Genomic DNA, 19,774 nt, shown 5'->3' on the forward strand with positions numbered 1-19,774 from the left:
CATGAGTACACAACAAGAACAACCGCAAGAACCCGAATCGCAGGAAGCACCGGAAGACCCCGAGATGCGGGGCACCGAGTCGCCACAGCAGGAGCGACTCAAGGAAAAAGAGCAGGGCCTCGCCCAGGAGGAGGCCGTCGACGAGTCCGACGTCGAAGGCGAGACGGTCCACCTCAAGGTGTTCCGCTACGACCCCGAGGTCGAGGGCAAGCAGGAACCCCGATTCGACGACTTCTACGTCCCCTTCGAGAAGGGGATGACCGTCCTCGACGCGGTGATGTACGCCCGCGACGAGTTCGACTCCTCGCTTACGTTCCGTCACTCCTGTCGGCAGGCCGTCTGTGGCTCCGACGCCTTCTTCGTCAACGGACGACAGCAACTGGGCTGTAAGACCCAGATCTCGGATCTCAAACAGCCGGTTCGCATCGAACCCCTCCCCCACCAGGAGGTCGTCAAGGACCTGGTCGTCGACATGGACCACTTCTACGACCAGATGCACGCCGTCGAGCCCTACTTCCAGCAGGAAGAGCTCCCGGACGGCGACTTAGAGGAGCAGCGCCAGTCCCGCGAGAACCGCGAGAAGGTCAAGATGTCGACGCGGTGTATCTGGTGTGCGGCGTGTATGTCCTCGTGTAACATCGCGGCCGGCGACAACGAGTATCTGGGCCCCGCGGCGATCAACAAGGCCTACCGCTTTGCGATGGACGAACGCGAGGACGAAGAGATCAAGGAGCACCGCCTCCGCATCGTCGAACAGGAACACGGCGTCTGGCGCTGCCAGACCCAGTTCTCCTGTACCGAGGTGTGTCCGAAGGATATCCCCCTGACCGAGCACATTCAGGAGCTCAAACGGGAGGCAGTCAAGAAGAACCTGAAGTTCTGGTAAGATGTACGAACACGACGTTATCGTGGTCGGCGCCGGCGGCGCCGGCCTCCGGGCCGCAATCGCAGCGCACGAGGCGGGCGCCGACACGGCGATCGTCTCGAAACTCCACCCGGTCCGCAGCCACACCGGCGCGGCCGAGGGCGGGATCAACGCCGCCCTCCGCGAGGGCGACGACTGGGAACTCCACGCCTACGACACGATGAAGGGGTCGGACTACCTGGCCGACGCCCCCGCGGCCGAGACGTTGGCTCAGGACGCCCCCGAGGAGACGATCCAGCTCGAGCACTGGGGGATGCCGTTCTCGCGCGAGGAGGACGGTCGGGTCTCCCAGCGGCCGTTCGGCGGCCTCTCGTTCCCGCGGACGACCTACGCCGGCGCGGAGACCGGTCACCACCTGCTGCACGTCATGTACGAGCAGGTCGTCAAGCGCGGCATTCAGGTGTACGACGAGTGGTACGTGATGAACCTCGTCACCGACGACGCGCCCGACCCGAACGACCGGGAGTGTCACGGCGTCGTCGCCTACGACGTCCAGTCGGGCAACGTCGAGGGGTTCAAGGCCAACGGCGGCGTCATCCTCGCGACCGGCGGTCCGGGGCAGGCGTTCGACCACACCACCAACGCCGTCTCCTGTACCGGCGACGGCCACGCGATGGCCTACCGCGCGGGCGCACCGCTCGAGGACATGGAGTTCATCCAGTTCCACCCGACGTCGCTGCCCTCGACGGGCGTCCTCATCAGTGAGGGTGTCCGCGGGGAGGGTGGGATCCTCTACAACGCGAAGGGCGAACGGTTCATGTTCGAGTACGGGTACGCGAACAACTCGGGCGAACTCGCTTCCCGCGACGTCGTCGCCCGCGCCGAACTCACCGAGGTCAACGAGGGCCGGGGCGTCGACGACGAGTACGTCCACCTCGACATGCGCCACCTCGGCGAGGAGCGCATCCTCGACCGCCTCGAGAACATCCTCCACCTCGCGGAGGACTTCGAGGGCGTCGACGGGCTCGTCGAGCCGATGCCGGTCAAACCCGGGCAACACTACGCGATGGGCGGCATCGACGTCGACGAGAACGGCCAGACCAACATCGACGGACTCTACGCGGCCGGCGAGGCCGCCTGCGTCTCCGTCCACGGCGGCAACCGTCTGGGCGGGAACGCCCTGCCCGAACTGATCGTCTTCGGCAAGCGCGCGGGTCGCCACGCCGCCGGCGACGACCTCGGAACGGCCGAGATCGAGACCGGCTACGGCCCCGATGTCGAGGACGAGACCGAGACCGAACTGCCGGTCCAGCCCGGTTCGGCCGGGCTCGATACCGCCGGCGGCGTCGCCGCCGACGGAAGCGGCGTCGCGACCGAAACGGACGGACTCCTCGAGCGCGCCGTCGAGGCCGAGCGCGCCCGTGTCGATCACCTGATGGAGAAAGACGACGGCGTCCAGCACGCCCAGATCCGTGCGAAGCTCCAGAAAGCGATGACCGACTACGTCAACGTCTTCCGCACTGACGAGGGTATCAGGAAGGCGCTGCGGGTCATCCGGGAGTGTCGCGAGGAGTACCAGAACGTCTACGTCGACGACCCCTCCCGCACCTTCAACACCGACCTCCAGCAGACCTACGAGACGCGCAACCTGATCGACGTCGCCGAGACGATCGCGCTGGGTGCGCTCGTGCGAAACGAGTTCCGGGGTGCCCACTGGCGCCAGGAGAACCAGGAGCGCGACGACGAGAACTGGCTCAAGCACACGCTGATCTCCTGGGAGGACGGTGATCCGAACATCTTCTACCGGCCCGTCATCCTCGAGGGCGAGAAGACCTACGAGCCGAAGGTGCGCAGCTACTGAATCGCGGCCGAAATTTTCACTCGCCGACACGAGCGCCGACCGAGACCAGCAGCGCTATGTGTCCGCTCGCGTTTCTGCCGGATAGATGGGACTCGAACGATTCGTCCGAGTGAACGCAGTTCTCGTTCCGATACTCGTCGTCGGTGGCTATCTGCTACTCGATTACATCCCGTTGCTCATCTGGTTTTTCGGCGTCGCCTACGTGACGTTTGCAGCCTTCATCTGCCTCCTGTGGGGGCTCTCGGTAGCGTCGCTGAAGATCCGACCCTGACGCCCGGCGAACGCACGGAATCCACAGAGCTAAACCGCTTCGTTGGCTACCGGAAGAGGGTATGTTGCTGTCGGGAACCGTCGTCGCCGACGCCGACACCGTGATCGAAGACGGTGCGGTCGTCGTCGAGGACGACGAAATCGTCGCCGTCGGGAAACGGTCCGACTGTCTCGAGACGTATCCGGATCACGAACGACTCACTTACGACGTGCTCGCGCCGGGAACGGTCGGCGCCCACGTCCACTCCGTCCAGAGCCTCGGTCGGGGCATCGCCGACGACACCGAGTTGCTCGACTGGCTCTTCGAGTACGTCCTTCCGATGGAGGCCGAACTCTCGGCCGAGGGGATGCGCGTCGCGGCGGAGCTCGGTTACCTCGAGCTGATCGAGAGCGGGACGACGACCTGCATCGATCACCTCTCGGTCGCTCACGCCGGGGAGGCGTTCGAGGCCGCCCGGGAGCTGGGGATCCGCGGTCGGCTCGGCAAGGTGCTGATGGATCAGGAGGCACCGGAGGGGTTGCTCGAGGACACCGACGAGGCCTTAGCCGAGAGCGAGCGACTCATCGAGCGGTACCACGGAGCTGCGAACGGGCGCATCCGCTACGCCGTCACGCCGCGCTTTGCCGTAAGCTGCACGGAGGCGTGTCTCCGCGGCTCGAGGGAGCTCGCCGACGCCTACGACGGGGTGCGGATCCACACCCACGCAAGCGAGAACCGCGGCGAGATCGAGACCGTCGAGCGGGAGACGGGAATGCGCAACATCCACTGGCTCGACGAGGTCGGGCTCACGGGCGAGGACGTCGTGTTAGCCCACTGCGTCTGGACCGACGAGAGCGAGCGGGAGGTGCTCGCCGAGACCGGCACCAACGTCACTTACTGCCCGTCCTCGAACATGAAACTGGCCAGTGGCGTCGCCCCGGTGCTCGACTACCTCGACCGAGGGATCACCGTCGCGCTCGGCAACGACGGCCCGCCGTGTAACAACACGCTCGATCCGTTCACCGAGATGCGTCAGGCCTCGCTGCTCCAGAAGGTCGACCGCCTCGAACCCCAGGCCCTGCCCGCGCGGACGGTGTTCGAGATGGCGACGGTAAACGGCGCCGAGGCCGCCGGCTTCGAGCGCGTCGGGAAGCTCCGTAAGGGATGGACGGCCGACATCATCGGTCTCGAGACCGACGTCACGCGCGGGACGCCGATCCACGACGTGCTCTCGCACCTGGTTTTCGCCGCCCACGGCGACGACGTCCGGTTCACGATGGTCGACGGCGAGGTCCTTCAGCGCGACGACGAAGTCGTCGTCGCCGACGCCGCGGCGATCCGGGAGCGAGCCCGCGAGTTCGCCGCGGGGCTGGACGTCGCTCCCTGAGGTGGGCGGCTGCCTCAGAGCCCGATCGACTCGAGAACGTCGAGCGTGACGCCCGAGGCTTCGACGAGCTTGTACCCGAGATAGATGCCGACGATCCCCATCAGCCCCGGCAGCTCCGGCGGCGCGGGGATCGGTACGTCGACGAGCGCGAAGAAGGCTCCGGTGAGCGTACCGGTTAGCAGACCGAGAACGATAAGCTGAATATTCATACCCGCCCGGAGGGCCAGCGACGACAAAAGCGTCCTGACTCGGTTACGGTCCACGGGGAGCGATGTGGATGCTGCTTTCGACAGATGACGAGGTTAGGTTTTAATATCGTCGAACTATGGAGAGGGAAGTATGCAACTGGAGACGAGACCCGACGTTTCGATCCCCGGGAGCCTCGAATCGGCGCAGGCGAAGCTACTCTACCTCTACCTTCGGGAGTGGCCCGACGCCAGCGCCGACGAGCTCTGTGCGGCGCTCGACGTCGAGAAGAGAACGGTGCTCTCCATCACACGAACGCTTCGAGAACGGGGCTACGTCGAACGGAACGACGGTCGGTACCGACTCGTCTAAAGCGCTCTCCTGTCGCATCGTTTCGGAGCGACCGCAGAGCTGATCCTCGAGACCGACTCACGGCAGTTCGTCCGACTACAGCTCGATTCGCTCGACTAACTGCTCGTGGTTCTCGTTGGTGTTGACGGCGACGATCCGGATCTCGTTCTGGAGTCCCGAATCTCGGAGCTTCGCCTTCAGCAGGTTGTCGACCTGGTAGACGCCCGCGGCGTTGGTCATCGCGATCTCGACCATCACGGGCCGGGACTCGCCCTCGTGTAAGGTAACGTGGCTGATCGCCTGGCTCGAGAGCGTGTTGATGCCGCGTCCGCCCTGCTCGTAGGGGATCCGCGAGCGCCCTCGCTCCATGTCCAGCGCGTCGGCGACGCGGATGACGCCGGCCTCGGTGGTCAGGGGGGTCTCGGCGGTGTGATGACAGAGGATCGCGTGGAGCACCTCGCCTTTCATCCGGACCGTTTCGGCGACGTCGTAGAACTCCGGCAGCACCCGCTCTAAGATGTCCGCGGCGAGGGGTATCGAGTAGTAGGCGTGCTGGTCGCGGTGGACGACGTGGCCGACGTCGTGGAGGGTCGCCGCGAGCGCGACGATGACCGCCTCGTCGGCCTCCTCGAGGCCCTGCTCTGCGGCGCCGTTGAACTCGACGTCGCCCGCCTTCAGCAGATCGTACAGACAGAGCGCGCGGTTGCGAACGATCTCGATGTGTTTCGCGCCGTGGTCGTTGTACCGCATCCGGTCGACGGCGTTGATGTTCTGGGCCTCGAGGTAGGTCTGGATCTCCTCGTCGGTTTTGACGAACTCGAGAATCTCGTTTAGCTTCTCGTCGGGGAAGTGATGATCCGCAGTAGGAACGTAGACGCGGCCCGCCTGCTCGTCGGTCGTAGAGTCGCTCATATCCGCACGAGGCCGCCCGGCTAAAAAAGGGCTGCGGGTAGTTACGCCGCGTCGGCGGCGGCGTCCTCGACCTCGGCGTACTCCGGCTCGACGCCGGGATCGTCGCTGACCCACGCGTAGGTGACCTCGCCGTCCGCGTCGACGACGAACACCGAGCGCTTGGCGACACCGTAGACGCCCATATCGTCGAAGTCCATCTCGACGCCGTAGTCGGCGATAACCTCCTTGTTCAGGTCGCTGAGCAGCCCGAACTCGAGGTCGTTCTGGTCGCGGAACTCGTTCTGGGTGAACGGCGTGTCACGGCTGATCCCGTACACCGTCGCATCGACGTCGTCGAACGCCGAGAGCCGATCCTGGAACGTACACATCTCGTCGGTGCAGACGCCCGTGAACGCGCCCGGGAAGAAGGCGAGGACGATCGGCGCCTCTTCCTCGAGGCGTTCAGAGAGCGTGAAGGAATCGACGTCGCCGTTCGCGAGCGGTACGGTAAAGTCGGGTGCGGCGTCTCCGGTATCTACCATCGCTCTCGAGTTACGGGTAGACAGGAAAGACAGTTTCGCTCCCGGACCGATCTCGAGCGCGCCGGGTCGCCGGGACGGCGACTGCCGCTTCGAACGACTCCGGTACCGTGCGAAGGAGTGGGTTCACGGTCCACGGTACGTCGTTACGCCGGAGGGCCCGTCGGGACCCGAGCGCTCGAGTTCGACGTGGGTAACGACTTCGTGATCGACGACGTGCCACTCCTCGTCCCGGCGCTCCTCCTCGGTCCGGTTCCACCCGCCGATCTCCCGGGGCTCGAAGGTCAGCCGGCGTCGACACGCGTTCAGCGGAGTCCACTCGAGAACGATCGGATCACTCACCCGTACCACCCGACGCTCTCGGTCGCCCCGGACGCAACCGTCGGCGTCCGTCCGGTCTTCCCGGCCGTGCGAACGCCGCCGAGCGACGGAGCATATCTAATCATACATGAGTAACAGTTTTTCTTACATAATATACTTACTGGCAGCAGAAAGGGATCGGACGGCGTCGTTCAGCGACGCCGAACGGTCTGTCCCGTTGGTCTCGGGACGATTCGGATCTCTCGAGATCGTTTCATACTGACCCGACAACGGCCGAGCTCGCCCGTTCGGGCGGTATCGGTTCGTGGTTCCCGTTGATTCGAACGGACTGTGGATCAGCGGAGCCGCTGATGGCGGATTCGCGCGATCGGTGAGTCGCGAGGCCGGGAGAAAGCGGGCGCACGATGGACAGCCGTTGACCACCGACGGCAGTTTCGGGGCGCTGACTGTCCGGAGCGCTGATTTACCGTCCGGTCCAAAAAGGTTATAATTGCCAGCCCGTAAGCCACGCATAGAGATGGTAGAAATCGCACCGCTGTTTGCCCCTATTCCAGGGGGTCCGGAACTACTGATCATCCTTTTCATCGCCATCTTACTCTTCGGGGCGAACAAGATCCCGAAACTGGCTCGGTCGACGGGTGAGGCGATGGGCGAATTCCAGAAGGGGCGTGAAAAGGTCGAAACGGAACTCGAGGAAATGCGCGACGGATTCGAGGAGGGCGACGAGGAGTTCGGTGAAACCGACGACTTCGGCGAGACCGACGAGTTCGACGACGGCGACGACGAGTTCGTCGACACGGAACCGGTCACCTCCGAGGAGGAGACCGAACCCGACACGGAACCGAACTAACACTTTTCTGACGGGGCGTGTGGCCTAGCGGAGAGGGCAGGAGGTTCCTAACCTTCTGATCGCGGGTTCGAATCCCGCCACGCCCGTCCGCGACGAACGGACGTGAGGAGCGGACGGGCACGGGATTCGAATCAGGGAGTGAAGCGAAGCGGAACGACCGTGGTTCGAATTCCGTCTCGCGAGCGTGACGTAGCTCGCGAACGCGGGGCGTTCGCTCACTCCCGCCACGCCCGTGTGGCGAGCTACGAGCCCCGCATTGCCCGCTCTCCTCGAATCGCCGCTTCTCACCCCTGCCTTTCGACCGGCTCACCGAAGCGGGTGAGGTACTCGAGTTGGGCCTCCTCGAGGCCTTCGAACGCGTGGCGAGCGATCACGCGTCGGTGCACCTCGTCGGCGCCGTCGACGATCCGGAACTGGCGGACCGACTCGGAAAACTCCGGAAACGCGTTCCGGAAAGCGACCCCGTTCCACCGGGAGCTGCGGCGCGTACACGTCGCGGTCGCGCGCTGCAGCGCGCAGTTCGGCGACGGTTCTCTCGGAGACGCCCACGCTACCGGCCAGCTCCCGCTCGAGCGGCAGGACGACCTCGTCCATCAGCGTCCGGACGCGCCTGGCGAGCTCCCGAGCGCGTTCCGAATCGTCGTATCGCATGCGAACCACTCGAGGCGCGCCCGCCGTAGAGAGCGAGGTCGATTTTCAATCAATAAAAATTAACGCCATTTATTTTCCAATGATTTCTATTACCGTATTTTACCTTACAAAGTTGTCTTCAGTTCGGGCGTCGGAACCACAGTCGGCCTCGTTCTCGGAGCCTGGAGTTTGACGACCGTACCAGAATCCCGCGACGATCGACCACGTGACCGCTACCGGGCCGTCCACCCGCCGTCGGCCGCGAGAACCTCGCCGGTGACGTAGCTCGCGGCGTCGCTCGCGAGAAAGACCACCGGTCCGGCGACCTCGGCTGGTTCGGCGAACCGCTCGAGAGGCGTCCGCTCGAGGATCGACTGGCGGAGCTCCGGGTTGGCCTCGAGCTCCTCGGTCAGGTCGGTCGAGACGTAGCCGGGTGCGACCGCGTTGACGCGGACGTCGGGCGCCCAGTCGAGCGAGAGGCTCCTCGTGAGTCCGACCAACCCATGTTTCGAGGCGACGTAGGGGTGCTGGCGGGGGAGCCCGACGAGCCCGCCGACACTGGCGACGTTGACGACCGTGCCACCGGTCTCCCGCAGCGACCGGGCCGCCGCCCGCGTCACCTCGTAGGCGCCGTTGAGGTTGACCTCGAGCACCCGGTCGAAGCTCTCGCTCGAGACGTCCTCCGGACGGCCGAGCGCGTCGTCGGGGTTGAGCCCCGCGTTGTTGACGACGACGTCGACGGGCCCGAACTCCTCCTCGGTTCGATCGATCGCGTCGGCGACGGCGTCGGGGTCGGTCACGTCGGCTGGAGCCGCGACCGCGTCGCCGCCGGACGCGCGGATCTCCGCCGCGACCGCCTCGATCTCGTCGGTCGACCGCGCCGACGGGACGACCGCGGCGCCGGCGTTCGCGAGTTCGACGGCGATCGCGCGGCCGATACCGCGGCCGCCGCCGGTGACCAGTGCGACTCGGTCCGAGAGATCGAAGATGTCCTGCATCGTCCCGTAGTAGGGGAGCCGGACCCGGTAGTTCTTTCCCGAACACCCGACCTCGAGTTTTTGTACTATCGGGCGGCCAGGCCCGGACGATGTACACCGACGACATCGGGGCCGCCGGTCGACGTCGGCGTCCGAGCGACGAGCCCGAGGACGGCGCCGTCCTCGAGCGACGGCTCTCGAGCGGCTCCCGGGCCGGAGCCGAACTCGAGGCTCTCGTCGACGATCGGACCCTGACCGTCAGAGCGGGCCTCGAGGAGGACGCGTTTTTTATGAGGGCGGACGGAACGCCGACGGTCGCAACCCGGTACGACCTCGAGCGGGCCGTCCCTGAAAGCGAGAAACCCCACCTCGAGGAACTCGAGCGGTACTGGGTGAACGAACCCTACGCTTTCGTCGTCGTCTTCCGCTCGGTGCGAGAGAACGAGCGGAAGTACTACCTCGTTGAGCCGCTTCTGACTCCAATCGAGCGCGAGTTGCGGACGTTTCTCGCGGACAAGCTCCGGACCACGATCAGCTACGCCGACGAGGGCCCTCCCGGCGTCGACGAGACCGATCGACGCGCGGTCGTCGAGGCGCAGCTACGGACGCTGCTCGAGCGGTACGACCTCGTTCGGAAACCAGCCCGCGGGAGCGACGGACTGCTCGGGACGGTCGCGAGTCTGTTCGGAGCGAGCGAGGACGACGGCGACGGCGGTGCCGACGAAGCCGGAAGCGACGGCGTCCGTCCCGAACGGGCGATCCTCGCGTCGGACCCGGAGACCCTGAACGACCGGCAGGTCGAACGGCTGCGGTACTACCTCACGCGCGACTTCGTCGGCTACGAGCGCATCGACGGGATCAAACGCGACAGCGCGGTCGAGGACATCTCGTGTAACGGTTACGAGTCGCCCGCGTTCGTCTATCACGCCGACCACGGACAGCTGGTCACGAACGTCCGCCACGGGATGGGCGAGCTCGACGAGTTCGTCGTCACGCTCGCCCAGCGATCCGGCGCCGGGATCAGCAAGCGGCGCCCACAGGTCGACGCGACCCTGCCCGACGGCTCGCGGGCCCAGCTTACCCTCGGGCGGGAGGTCGCCGACCGCGGCACCAACTATACGATCCGGCAGTTCACGGACGTCCCGTTCACGCCGATCGACCTCGTCAACTGGCACACCTTCTCCCTCGAGCAGATGGCGCTGCTCTGGCTCGCCATCGAGAACCGCAAGAGCCTGCTGGTTGCCGGCGGGACGGCCTCGGGGAAGACGACGACACTCAACGCCATCTCGCTGTTCATCCCCTCGAGCACGAAGGTCGTCTCGATCGAAGACACCCGCGAACTCGAGTTGCCACAGCGCAACTGGATCGCAAGCGTCACTCGGCCGTCGTTCGCCGACGGAGGGAACGAAGTCGACGAGTTCGACCTGCTCGAGGCGACGCTGCGCCAGCGACCGGATCACCTTCTGATGGGTGAGGTTCGCGGTGAGGAAGGGCGGACGCTGTTTCAGATGATGTCGACGGGTCATACCACCCATACGACGTTTCACGCGGACTCGGTGGACGAGGTGTTGCGGCGGTTCACGACGGCGCCGATCGACGTCTCGAAGACGATGTTTACGGCGCTGGATCTGGTCGCGATCCAGACCCAGACTAGCGTCGACGGGCGGACGGTCCGCCGGAACCGAACGCTGACCGAGATCAACCGATACGACGCCGAACGCGACGAGATCAACATTAGCGACGTCTACCGGTGGCGGGCCGAAACCGACGCGTTCCGCCGGGTCGGCGCCTCGAGCGTGCTCGAGGAGATCGCGTTCGACCGGGGCTGGAGCGAGGAGCGCCTCGAGCGGGCGCTGTTCGAACGGCGGGTCGTGCTCGCGTACCTCGTCGAGAACGGGATCGACGGCTACGCCGACGTCGCCGCGGCGGTGCAGGCGTTTATGAACGATCCGCCGAGGGTCCTCTCACTCGTCGCAAACGGCGAGCTGGAATCCCGTTTGCCGGCGCTCCGGAACCTCGAGAGCGTCTCGATCGACGTCGATCCGGAGACCGAGGCGCGCGCCGCCCGGCCGGAGCCGTCGGCTCGAACGGAGCGGACGGCAGCGGACGTACTCGAGCGAGCCGAGAAGTCGCTGTTCCAGCGGTATCGAGCCGGAGCGCCAGAATGAGTTTCGGGGCCGAACGCCTCCCGAGAACGACCGCGCTCGGCGACCGCTTCTACCCGGTGTACGCGCGTATTTTCGACGAGGACGATCGGTTCGTCACCCGCCTCGAGCGGACGCTCGCGCAGGCCCGGATCGACGACACCGTCGAACTCTACCTCTCGCGGGCGATCGGAACCGGCGCCGTCGCCGGCGTGTGCCTCACGATTCTGGGTTCGATCGTCGGATACGGGCTGTTCGGGACCGGGTTCGTCGACGTCGGCGAACCGTTCGGCGTCCACGTTCCGAACCCGACGATCCTCGCGCTGCTCGAGGCGCTCAGGCTCCCGGTGCTCGTCGCGACCACCGGTCTCGCGTTCGGCACGCTGGGGTTTCTGGGCGGGTTCGGCTCGCTCGTCGCGATCCCCCACGCGCGCGCCTCGGCGCGGCGACGCGAGATCGACGCGCTGCTTCCCGACGCCGTCTCGTTCATGTACGCCCTGTCGATCGGCGGACTCGACCGCCTCGAGATCGTCGAGGCGATGGCCCGAGCGGACGACGCCTACGGGGAGGTCGCCCGGGAGTTTCGAACCGTCCACGCCGAGGCGACGGCTCTCGATATCGACTACCGAACGGCGATCGGACGGCGAGCCCGAGAGACGCCCAGCGACGAGCTGAGCCAGTTCCTGACGGACCTGCTCTCGGTCGTCGATAGCGGGGGCGACACGGAGCGGTTCCTCGAGGAGAAGCGGCGAAAACACGCACGAACGGCGAGACAGGAGCAGGAACGCACCCTCGAGACGCTCGAGCTGTTCGGCGAGCTGTACATGACGCTCTCGTTGTTCCCGCTGTTGTTGCTCATCGTCACCGTCGTCGTGCAGCTGTTGCCGAACGCGACGGTTCCGCCCGAGATGCTGTACCTGACCGTGTACGCGTTGCTTCCCCTGATCGGGGTCGCCTTCCTCGTCCTGATCTCGACCGTCAAGCACGATGACCCCGGCGGCGGAACGCTCTCGCTCGGAACCGACGGCGACCGCGTTCGGAACGGCGAGGAACGCGCCTCGTCCGGCGGCAGACCCGTCGAAGAGCTCGCCGGAACGTACGCCGTCTTCGATCGGATCGGGTCTCGAGAGGCGACCCATCGAGCGCTGAGGATACTGCGACGCCCCCACCGCTTCTTTCGGGACAACCCGTCGTACACGCTCGCGCTCACCGTTCCCTCGTCGCTTATCGTCGTCGCGGTCGCGGTAGCGAGTGGTTCGGTACCGACCGACCGGGCTGGCGTACTCGAGCGCCCGCTTCGAACGACGGTCGTCTACGCGTACGTCCCGCTGTACGTCGTCGGCGGTCCCCTCGCCGTCGCCGCCGAGTGGAACAGACGCCGCCGCGCGGCCGTCACTGGGACCCTCTCAGAGGAGCTGTGGAAGCTCTCGAGTGCGAACGAGACGGGGCTGACACCGCTCGAGTCGATCGAATCGGTCGCGGGAACGGGTACCGGGAAGCTGAGTCGAGAGCTCGAACGGATCCGAGCGAAGGTCCGATACGGAACGAGCCTGCGGCGCGCGCTCGTCGAGTTCGCGAACGCCTACCGGATCCCGCGTTTGACCCGGACGGTGCGACTGATCGCCGAGAGCCAGGCGGCGTCGAACCGGATCTCGGCCGTCCTCCGAACCGCCGCTCGAACGAGCGAGGTCCACGACGAGCTTGAACGCGAGCGACGATCCCGGACCCGGATGCAGGTCGTCATCATCGTCATGACGTTCCTGACGGTGTTCGCCGTGATCGCGATCCTCGAGACGCAGTTCCTCGACGCGATGGCCGGCGGCGGGATCGCGACGCCGGGAGCCCCCGCCGACTCGGCGTCCGGCGGGGCGGTCCCGCCCGACGCGCTAAGCCTCTTGCTGTTTCACGCGGTGGTCCTGCAGGCGGTCATCTCCGGCACGCTCTGTGGGTACATCCGGAACGCCGACCTCCTGAGCGGGCTGAAGTACGCCCTCGCGCTGGCGACGGTCGCGCTCGTCGGCTGGGCGGTGGTGATATAGCGTGGGTCACGCATCTCTACCGGGCGCACGCGGCCAGACGACCCAGGACTTCGTCGTCGGGATCGGCGTCTTTCTGCTGGCGGTCGCGCTCGTCTTCGCCGCGATCCCGTCGGTCGCGACGCCGGCCGATCCCGTCGGGGACGCCGAACAAGGGCAGGCCGACCGGATCGCGGATCGACTCGTCGCGGAGTTCGCCACCCACAACGAACTCGACGGGGATCGGCTCGTCGATGAACTCGGAGCCGACGGGATCGGCCACCGGTCCGGACTCGAGGGCGGCCCGACCGACGAGGTCAGCGTGCGCCTCGAGCGACTCGACGGAACGACCCTCGAGCGCGCGGACGAGACGCCCGTTCTCGAAGCGGAAACGACGCCGTACGAGGACCAGCCCGCGGCGAGTTCGGGTCGGATCGTCGCGCTCGATGGGTCGTTCGAACTCGAGTCGGGAGCGGACGAACCCGCGTCCCGACTCGTCGTGAGGGTGTGGAAATGATCGGAAGCGACAGTTCCAGAGGCCAGGCGTACGCCCTCGAGGGAACGATCGCCGCGACGATCCTGCTGGTCGCGTTCCTCGTCGCGGCGCAGTCGGCGGTCGTCGCGCCGGCGACGGAGGATCCGGACCGAGCGACGCAGTCCCAGCTTCAACAGGAAATCCGAGATGCGCTCGTCGTCGCCGCCGGCGAGGGCGACCTCTCCGCGACGGTTCGGAGCTGGCACGACGATGCGTCGACGTGGGCCGACGACGCCGAGGCGGGCGAGAGCGCGTTCTACGGCACGGATCGACCGCCCGCCGACGGGGACGACGAGCGAACGTACGGCCCCGACGCCTTCGCCGAGCGGTCGACGCTCGGTGCGATCCTCGAGGCGCGATTCGGGGCCGAAGATCGTCGCTACAACGTCGAGATCGTCGCCGACGAGAGGAGCGAGGGGGCGATGCTGGTCGATCAGGGGTCGCCGTCGGCCGAAGCCGTCACCGCGAGCTACGTCGTGACGCTTCACGAGGATGATCGTCTCACCACGGAGGGGAACCGAATCGGACTCGAGCAAGCGTACGAGGATCAGGGGTATCCGATCGCACCGGCAGATGACGCCGGGACGGTCTACGCTCTCGTGGAGGTACGCGTGACCGTATGGTAGACGAGTCCAACCGTCCGAGCGAGCGAGCCCCGCAGAAACGAGGCCAGATGGTCGTCCTCGGTGCGATCGCGCTGGCGGTCGTCATGTTCGGGATCGTCGCCACAATCGGGGCGCTCGAGGCCGGATTAACGACCGAGACAGGCGTCGACGCCGGCGAACAGGCCGTCGTCGAAGCGGAGCTCGAGCGAGGGGTCGGCTGTCTGCTCGAGAGCGCGAACGAACGGACGGAGACGGAGGAGGGAGAGGTCGAGTCCGCCGTTCACGACGACGTCGAGGCGTTCGCCGACCGGTACCGGGACGCCCGCGTACACTCGAGCGCGACAGTGGTCGACGTCGAACTCGAAGGTGTCGGCCTCGACCGTGCCGACGGCGCGAACGAACTGGAGAGCGCGACCGTCCGCGTGACCACGGCGTCCGCAGATCACCGTGCCGAACGAACGCGAACGATCGAGGCGGGCTGTCCGGAGGACGAGCCGTGATCGACGACGACACTACGGACCGGGGCGTCACGATGGCCGTCACGCACGTCCTCGCGCTCGGGATCTCGGCTGCGCTGCTCGCGGTCCTGCTGGCGGGCGCCGGGGCCGTCCTCGAGGCCGAAACCGAACGGGCCGCCGAGCGCTCCCTCGAGACGGTAGGACAGGAGCTGGCCGGCGAGATCGAAACCGCGGATCGCCTCGCCGACGGCGAGGGCGCCGAAGCGGTCGCCCGTGTCGACGCCGCACGAGCGGTCGCGGGAACCGGCTACGCCGTCGAAGCCCGAGGAGACTGCCCCGAAGCTGCGAGCGACGAAAACTGTCTCCGATTGTCCGCACATACCGTCGACGCGATCGCCTACGTCCCGATTTCGGCCACAGCCGACCTCGAGTCGAACACCGTTTCGGGAGGACCGATCGAGATCGTCGTCGAGGACGATCGAGTCACGCTCGAGAGGGACGACCGATGAGCCGGGAGCGAACGGCGTGGGACGACTCCACGGGAGATCGCGGGGTCTCGGCGGTGCTCTCGTTCGTGCTCGTCCTCGGGATCGTGCTGGGATCGGTCGCGGTCCTCTCGGTCGCGGGATTCGAGTTGCTCGATGACCAACGGGAGGCCGAGGAGCTTCGAACGGCCGAACGGGGAATGACCGACCTCGCGACCGATCTCGGCGAACTCGCCCGCTACGACGGGCTCGAGGGTCGAACGGCCGCGCTGCCGGCCGGCGACGGGACGCTTGTCGTCGACCAGGGAGGAACCGAACTCGAGGTCGCCGTCGACGGCGACCCCGTCGCCGATGAGGGAACGATCGAACTCGGAACGTTCTCGTACCGGTCGGGTTCGGAGACGGTTGCGTACGACGGCGGCGCCGTGGTTCGGAGCGACGAGGCGGGGGGTCAGCTCCGCCGCCAGCCGACGGCGACCTGTCGCGAGGAGCGGGCAATCGTTTCGCTCGTCCGTATCGAGCCGGACGAGCGGTCGGTTCACACCGGTGGACAGGTTGCAGTAACCGCGCGCGTCGTCGAGCGCTCGAGTCGGACGGTCGACGTCGAGGACAGCGTCACGATAACGGCCGTCGAGACCGATCACGAACGAGCCTGGGAACAACTGGAGAACGAGTGGGCGGACTGCGATCCGGATCGGGTGCGACTGACCGTCACGACGGTCTCGCTCGAGAGCTGAGCTGAAGGGGAGAACAGTTGGGCTACTTCATCCCCGGCGGCGGTCCGTCGTCAGAGTCGTCGTCGATCTCGACGTCCAGTCCCATCTCCTCGCGCTGTTCTTTCAGCTTCTGGACCTTCCGGTAGTAGTAGGCCATCGCGGCGCCGCCGAGCAGGACGACGGTCCCGACGAGGCCGGCGAACAGCGGAATGTCTCGGGTGAGGTAGTAGCGCAGCGAGATCGTGCTGTCGACCTCGTCCCAGACCAGCCGCTCGCGGTCGTCGACGACCTCGCGTTCGTACCCGCCGGGGTTCACGTCGCCGAACAGGAAGTTCGAGGTCCGGTACCCCTCCGAGAGGGTCACCTCGTAGGAGCCGTGGACGTAGGCCGGGAGCTGGAAGGTTCGGCTGCCGGCGCTACCCGAGAACGCGAGCGTGCCGTTCCCGTCCGGCACCTCGACCTCGGTGCTCGAGCGACCCTGATCGATCTCGAGATCCGAGCCCGTTACCTCTGTCCCGTTGGGGTACCAGTAGCGGACGCTGTGGATGTCGAGTGCGTCCTCGGTGTAGAAACTCGAGCGGTACAGCGAGAGCTCATCGGTCTCGTTGAGGTCGTACACCGCACGGAACTCGCCGCTGGTGAGGACGGTGCCGCCCTCGATGTCGACGGCGACGTCGGCGTCGCTGTCCTGCAGATCGTCGTACTCCTGCTCGCGGTCGAGTTCCTCGTCGGAGATGCCGCCGAAGATCGCCGAACAGCCGGCCGTCGTCGCCAGCAACGCGACCGCGATCACCGCGAGAGCGAGCCGCCGATTCATGCTAGGGAACGACACATCGCAGCTCCGCGGGGAGGTACTCGCCGACGCTCGCGACCAGGCCCGGGGGATCGGTGCCCTCGGTACAGATCACGCTCTGCTCGAGCAAGCCGAGTCGCTCGACGGTGACGTAGTCCTGGGCGTGGCCCGCGCGGTTGAGCGTCGCCCGGACCTCGGCGCGCGTGGCGCTGTTGACGTTGAGCCGGCCGTCGCCGCGGGTCCACTCGTAGAGGCGGTCCTGTTCCTCGTCGGCCAGCCGCGAGGGGTCGCCCTCGCCATCGGATCGCTCGCCGCCGTAGACGAACCGCATCGGCAGGTGCTGGACGAGGCCGTAGCGCTCGCGGATCTGGGTCGGCGAGCCGGGGCCGAGCCCGAGCTCGTCGGTCGGGATCTCGACCGGTCGTCCGGCGTCGAGGACGAAACCCTCGTCGCTCCAGGAGTCGAGCGTGCCGACGTAGGTCTCGCCGGGCTCGAGTTCGGGGACGATCTCGCCGAACTCCTCGCGGAGGACGTTCTCGGCGACGACGGCGTCCTCGCCCTCGACGCTGACTTCGGGGAAGTCGTCCTCTCGGATCGAGAGGTCGAACGCGGCGTCGAGCTCACCGATCTCGTTGCCGATCAGCGACCGCAACGAGTCAAGCGAGCGTTCGCGGGCGTCGCCTTCGACGTAGAGTTTGGTTGCGAGTACGACCATCAGGCGTCCGCGTCGATGTTCAGTTCGTCCTCGAGGTCGTCGAGGCGGTCGTCCATCGCGTCGACCAGGCGGTTGTTGTCCATCGATTCGACCGGCGAGCCACACTCGGGACACTCGAAGCCGAAGTCCATCGCCTCGCCGAACTCGAAGCGGATCGAACAGATCTCACAGAGGTAGAACTCGTGGTTGCGCTCGTACTCCCGTCGGTCCTCGAGGGCGTCGTGGAGCCGGTACATCTCTTCCTCTAGGTTCTCCGGGATGTTGTCGTACTCGAAGGTCCAGAGGTAAGTCAGCCAGCCCGAGTCCTCGTCGCGCAGCCGGCGGTAGCTGGCGAGGTCGTTCTCGTAGAGAATAAACAGCGCGCGCCGGACGTCGTTCAACTCGAGATCCAACTCCTCGGCAAGCTCCTCGTCGGTCACTTCCCCGTCCGGCGGCGCCGCCGCAACGGGCATCCCCGTGGGACCGACCAGCTCGTGCAAGTACTTCTGGATGACCGGATCCTCGAGCAGGTCCTCAAAAGCCATTGCCTACACGTAGCGCGATGTGGCCATTAAGTCTTTTGAGCGACGACGTGCCGAACCGACAGCCTCCGCTCGAGGATCACAAAGGTATATAGGTTGATATGACGTTCGACCGAACGATGACGTCGTTTCGAGCGGCGCTGGGCGACGAGCTCGATCCGGTGGGGATCGCCGGAGTGACGGCCGTACTCGTCGTCTTCTACGCGCTGGCGGATCTCTCGGCCGGGTCGGTGGTCGCGATTCCGGCGGGACTCGTCGCCCTCGACGCGCTCAGGGCCGTCTGTACCACGCGTGGCTATCCGGACGCCGCCGCCGGAGCCGTCCTCGGCGTGGTCGGCGGAGTCGTGTTCGCGTTCCTGGCGGTCGACGACGGCTCCGTCGTCCTCGGCGTCCTCGCCGCCGTCGCTGCGTGGCTCTGTCTCGACTCGCTGTACGACCTCTGTCTCGGGATCGACCGCTCGAGCGAACCCGACGACGATATTTCGGAAAACGAGTACTACCTCGTCTCGGCCCACGGCTGGGCGGTCCTTCAGGAGCTTCGGGAGGCCGACGGGCCGCTGTCGCGTACGGAACTGCAGGATCGAACGGGGCTGCCCGACGAGGACTTCGAGCGCGTCCTCGAGACCGTCGGCGACTCGGGGCCGATCGAGCGGGTCGGCACGGGGTACGCCCTCGACGAGTCCGAGACCGGTGTCGGTGCGGTAGTACGGCTGGTCGGTGCTCGGCTGCTTCGTCCCCTTCGCCTGTTCCGGTCGGTCGTTCCCCGTTGAAATTATCCGCGGCTCGGAGGCGTTGTATTGCGCGTTGTAAGCGTAAAATTACCGTATTCGCTCCCTTGTGAGTCCAGACGACCACCTCGAGCGGCGGTGTCGTTCTGCTGCCGTGCCACAGTGGATTATATTTCGCCACACCTCGGAGAAAACATATGCCGTTCCGGTAGCGATGCCGATCGTATGGACGACGCTCGGAAGGGACGTATCGCCGGACTGCTCGGAATTGTCGGCTCCGTACTGACGATTCTCTGGGGATCGGGACTGCTCTAATCCTCGAGCGACTCGACGCGCTTGCCCGTCTCCATGGGAATTACCTCGCGATCCGCATCTTCCCACTCGCGCTCGAGTTCACGGCCCTCGAACAGCCGATCGAGAAACACTGCGAGGCCTGCTACCTCGGAGTGGGGCTGGTTAGTGACGCCGACGTTCCAGTCGGCAGCCTCGTAGACGTCGAACGGTACCTTCTCGGAGCCGACGACGACCAGCAGCGGCTCCCCGTCGTCCTCTCGGGCCGAACGGATCTCGCTCTCGACGTCCTGGATCCGCTCGCCGTACATCGTGAGATGGACGACTCGACCCTCCCAGTTCCGGATCAGCGCCTGTGGCGAATCGGTCAGTTCGGCCTCGAAGGGGCCGCCGAAGCGGTCGGTGATGTCGGCGACGGTCTCGAGGGACTGGCCGGCGTTGTCGGGGATCCAGACGCGGTCGGCCCCGAGCGCACGCGCCGTCAGCCCGACGTGGGTCGTCATCCGCTCGTCCCGGCCGGGGCGGTGACCGAGCCGGAGGACGGCGACCTCGGCTGTCTCGTTCATATCGAGGTTCAGTCCCGGCCGGGGTTAGGGGGTTTCGCTTCGTCAGCGGGAGTCGGCGGGACAGCGGCAGGCTTTTCGACGCGCCGACGGAACC

The 19,774-nt window shown here is 66.3% G+C and carries 23 protein-coding genes, 1 tRNA gene and 1 pseudogene; 15 read left to right on the forward strand and 10 right to left on the reverse strand.

Annotated features, from left to right (window positions below):
* The first annotated feature begins 1 nt into the window (after nucleotide 1).
* From ACFEMD_RS21055 to ACFEMD_RS21070, 4 genes are all read left to right on the forward strand, one after another.
* Nucleotides 2-886, forward strand: a complete 885-nt coding sequence (locus ACFEMD_RS21055; protein WP_278303662.1) for a succinate dehydrogenase/fumarate reductase iron-sulfur subunit — start codon at nucleotides 2-4, stop codon at nucleotides 884-886.
* Between the two features lies 1 nt (nucleotide 887).
* Nucleotides 888-2,726 carry an FAD-binding protein gene (locus tag ACFEMD_RS21060; protein ID WP_394743235.1) on the forward strand — a complete coding sequence of 613 codons (1,839 nt, stop codon included), beginning with the start codon at nucleotides 888-890 and terminating at the stop codon, nucleotides 2,724-2,726.
* Between the two features lie 85 nt (nucleotides 2,727-2,811).
* Nucleotides 2,812-2,997: a hypothetical protein gene (locus ACFEMD_RS21065; protein ID WP_394743236.1), complete on the forward strand. Its 186-nt coding sequence runs from the start codon at nucleotides 2,812-2,814 to the stop codon at nucleotides 2,995-2,997.
* A 61-nt stretch (nucleotides 2,998-3,058) separates the two neighbouring features.
* Nucleotides 3,059-4,363 carry a 5'-deoxyadenosine deaminase gene (locus ACFEMD_RS21070; protein ID WP_394743237.1) on the forward strand — a complete coding sequence of 435 codons (1,305 nt, stop codon included), beginning with the start codon at nucleotides 3,059-3,061 and terminating at the stop codon, nucleotides 4,361-4,363.
* A 14-nt stretch (nucleotides 4,364-4,377) separates the two neighbouring features.
* Here the strand turns inward: ACFEMD_RS21070 and ACFEMD_RS21075 are convergent, their stop codons facing one another.
* Nucleotides 4,378-4,572, reverse strand: a complete 195-nt coding sequence (locus ACFEMD_RS21075; protein ID WP_394743238.1) for a XapX domain-containing protein — start codon at nucleotides 4,570-4,572, stop codon at nucleotides 4,378-4,380.
* A 130-nt stretch (nucleotides 4,573-4,702) separates the two neighbouring features.
* On the opposite strand from ACFEMD_RS21075, the gene ACFEMD_RS21080 reads away from it, so the two are divergent.
* On the forward strand, nucleotides 4,703-4,921 hold the full coding sequence (locus ACFEMD_RS21080) for a winged helix DNA-binding protein (protein WP_394743239.1): 219 nt from the start codon (nucleotides 4,703-4,705) through the stop codon (nucleotides 4,919-4,921).
* Nucleotides 4,922-4,996: 75 nt separating this feature from the next.
* On the opposite strand, the gene ACFEMD_RS21085 is transcribed toward ACFEMD_RS21080, so the two are convergent.
* The 3 genes from ACFEMD_RS21085 to ACFEMD_RS21095 form a co-directional block, all read right to left on the reverse strand.
* On the reverse strand, nucleotides 4,997-5,812 hold the full coding sequence (locus ACFEMD_RS21085) for an HD domain-containing protein (RefSeq protein WP_394743240.1): 816 nt from the start codon (nucleotides 5,810-5,812) through the stop codon (nucleotides 4,997-4,999).
* Between the two features lie 41 nt (nucleotides 5,813-5,853).
* The gene (locus ACFEMD_RS21090) at nucleotides 5,854-6,333 is read right to left on the reverse strand and encodes a redoxin domain-containing protein (protein WP_394743241.1); all 480 of its coding nucleotides are present in this window, start codon (nucleotides 6,331-6,333) and stop codon (nucleotides 5,854-5,856) included.
* A gap of 123 nt (nucleotides 6,334-6,456) precedes the next feature.
* Nucleotides 6,457-6,672: a hypothetical protein gene (locus ACFEMD_RS21095; RefSeq protein ID WP_394743242.1), complete on the reverse strand. Its 216-nt coding sequence runs from the start codon at nucleotides 6,670-6,672 to the stop codon at nucleotides 6,457-6,459.
* A 496-nt stretch (nucleotides 6,673-7,168) separates the two neighbouring features.
* Here ACFEMD_RS21095 and tatA point away from each other — a divergent pair, with 496 nt between their 5' ends.
* Both tatA and ACFEMD_RS21105 read left to right on the forward strand, forming a co-directional pair.
* Complete coding sequence (tatA, locus tag ACFEMD_RS21100) at nucleotides 7,169-7,501, forward strand: twin-arginine translocase TatA/TatE family subunit (protein WP_049891756.1); 333 nt, start codon at nucleotides 7,169-7,171, stop codon at nucleotides 7,499-7,501.
* A gap of 13 nt (nucleotides 7,502-7,514) precedes the next feature.
* Nucleotides 7,515-7,587 (forward strand) — tRNA-Arg (locus ACFEMD_RS21105).
* Nucleotides 7,588-7,785: 198 nt separating this feature from the next.
* Here ACFEMD_RS21105 and ACFEMD_RS21110 read toward each other — a convergent pair.
* Together ACFEMD_RS21110 and ACFEMD_RS21115 are read right to left on the reverse strand one after the other, a co-directional pair.
* Nucleotides 7,786-7,935 (reverse strand): annotated as a pseudogene (locus ACFEMD_RS21110) (acyl-CoA dehydrogenase family protein); the annotation flags it as partial.
* Nucleotides 7,936-8,364: 429 nt separating this feature from the next.
* The gene (locus tag ACFEMD_RS21115; protein WP_394743243.1) at nucleotides 8,365-9,129 is read right to left on the reverse strand and encodes an SDR family NAD(P)-dependent oxidoreductase; all 765 of its coding nucleotides are present in this window, start codon (nucleotides 9,127-9,129) and stop codon (nucleotides 8,365-8,367) included.
* Nucleotides 9,130-9,218: 89 nt separating this feature from the next.
* On the opposite strand from ACFEMD_RS21115, the gene ACFEMD_RS21120 reads away from it, so the two are divergent.
* Genes ACFEMD_RS21120 through ACFEMD_RS21150 form a run of 7 tightly spaced genes read left to right on the forward strand, consistent with a single transcriptional unit; the run spans nucleotide 9,219 to nucleotide 16,087 of the window.
* Nucleotides 9,219-11,276: a type II/IV secretion system ATPase subunit gene (locus tag ACFEMD_RS21120; RefSeq protein WP_394743244.1), complete on the forward strand. Its 2,058-nt coding sequence runs from the start codon at nucleotides 9,219-9,221 to the stop codon at nucleotides 11,274-11,276.
* Nucleotides 11,273-13,291, forward strand: coding sequence for a type II secretion system F family protein (locus ACFEMD_RS21125; protein WP_394743245.1), 2,019 nt, complete (start codon nucleotides 11,273-11,275; stop codon nucleotides 13,289-13,291). The genes ACFEMD_RS21120 and ACFEMD_RS21125 overlap by 4 nt, the downstream gene beginning before the upstream one ends.
* Before the next feature lies 1 nt (nucleotide 13,292).
* Complete coding sequence (locus tag ACFEMD_RS21130) at nucleotides 13,293-13,784, forward strand: DUF7287 family protein (protein WP_394743246.1); 492 nt, start codon at nucleotides 13,293-13,295, stop codon at nucleotides 13,782-13,784.
* Nucleotides 13,781-14,428, forward strand: a complete 648-nt coding sequence (locus tag ACFEMD_RS21135) for a DUF7288 family protein (RefSeq protein WP_394743247.1) — start codon at nucleotides 13,781-13,783, stop codon at nucleotides 14,426-14,428. Before ACFEMD_RS21130 ends, ACFEMD_RS21135 begins: the two co-directional genes overlap by 4 nt.
* Nucleotides 14,422-14,907 carry a hypothetical protein gene (locus ACFEMD_RS21140; RefSeq protein ID WP_394743248.1) on the forward strand — a complete coding sequence of 162 codons (486 nt, stop codon included), beginning with the start codon at nucleotides 14,422-14,424 and terminating at the stop codon, nucleotides 14,905-14,907. The genes ACFEMD_RS21135 and ACFEMD_RS21140 overlap by 7 nt, the downstream gene beginning before the upstream one ends.
* Nucleotides 14,904-15,374 (forward strand): DUF7266 family protein, encoded by a 471-nt coding sequence (locus ACFEMD_RS21145; RefSeq protein WP_394743249.1) that lies wholly within the window; start codon nucleotides 14,904-14,906, stop codon nucleotides 15,372-15,374. Before ACFEMD_RS21140 ends, ACFEMD_RS21145 begins: the two co-directional genes overlap by 4 nt.
* On the forward strand, nucleotides 15,371-16,087 hold the full coding sequence (locus tag ACFEMD_RS21150; protein WP_394743250.1) for a DUF7289 family protein: 717 nt from the start codon (nucleotides 15,371-15,373) through the stop codon (nucleotides 16,085-16,087). The genes ACFEMD_RS21145 and ACFEMD_RS21150 overlap by 4 nt, the downstream gene beginning before the upstream one ends.
* 22 nt (nucleotides 16,088-16,109) lie before the next feature.
* Here ACFEMD_RS21150 and ACFEMD_RS21155 read toward each other — a convergent pair whose 3' ends face one another.
* The 3 genes from ACFEMD_RS21155 to ACFEMD_RS21165 are packed head-to-tail and all read right to left on the reverse strand — an operon-like array spanning nucleotide 16,110 to nucleotide 18,098.
* Nucleotides 16,110-16,883 carry a DUF5803 family protein gene (locus ACFEMD_RS21155; RefSeq protein WP_394743251.1) on the reverse strand — a complete coding sequence of 258 codons (774 nt, stop codon included), beginning with the start codon at nucleotides 16,881-16,883 and terminating at the stop codon, nucleotides 16,110-16,112.
* Between the two features lies 1 nt (nucleotide 16,884).
* A complete protein-coding gene (locus ACFEMD_RS21160; RefSeq protein WP_394743252.1) occupies nucleotides 16,885-17,574 on the reverse strand; it encodes a DUF2110 family protein in 690 nt (229 codons plus the stop codon).
* A complete protein-coding gene (locus ACFEMD_RS21165; protein WP_005556060.1) occupies nucleotides 17,574-18,098 on the reverse strand; it encodes a transcription factor TFIIE subunit alpha in 525 nt (174 codons plus the stop codon). The genes ACFEMD_RS21160 and ACFEMD_RS21165 overlap by 1 nt, the downstream gene beginning before the upstream one ends.
* Nucleotides 18,099-18,214: 116 nt before the next feature.
* On the opposite strand from ACFEMD_RS21165, the gene ACFEMD_RS21170 reads away from it, so the two are divergent.
* Nucleotides 18,215-18,865, forward strand: a complete 651-nt coding sequence (locus ACFEMD_RS21170; RefSeq protein ID WP_394743253.1) for a hypothetical protein — start codon at nucleotides 18,215-18,217, stop codon at nucleotides 18,863-18,865.
* Between the two features lie 269 nt (nucleotides 18,866-19,134).
* Here the strand turns inward: ACFEMD_RS21170 and ACFEMD_RS21175 are convergent, their stop codons facing one another.
* Nucleotides 19,135-19,680 carry a tRNA (cytidine(56)-2'-O)-methyltransferase gene (locus tag ACFEMD_RS21175; RefSeq protein WP_394743254.1) on the reverse strand — a complete coding sequence of 182 codons (546 nt, stop codon included), beginning with the start codon at nucleotides 19,678-19,680 and terminating at the stop codon, nucleotides 19,135-19,137.
* Between the last annotated feature and the right edge of the window lie 94 nt (nucleotides 19,681-19,774).

The organism is Natronococcus roseus (assembly GCF_043677095.1).
Lineage (GTDB): Archaea > Halobacteriota > Halobacteria > Halobacteriales > Natrialbaceae > Natronococcus > Natronococcus roseus.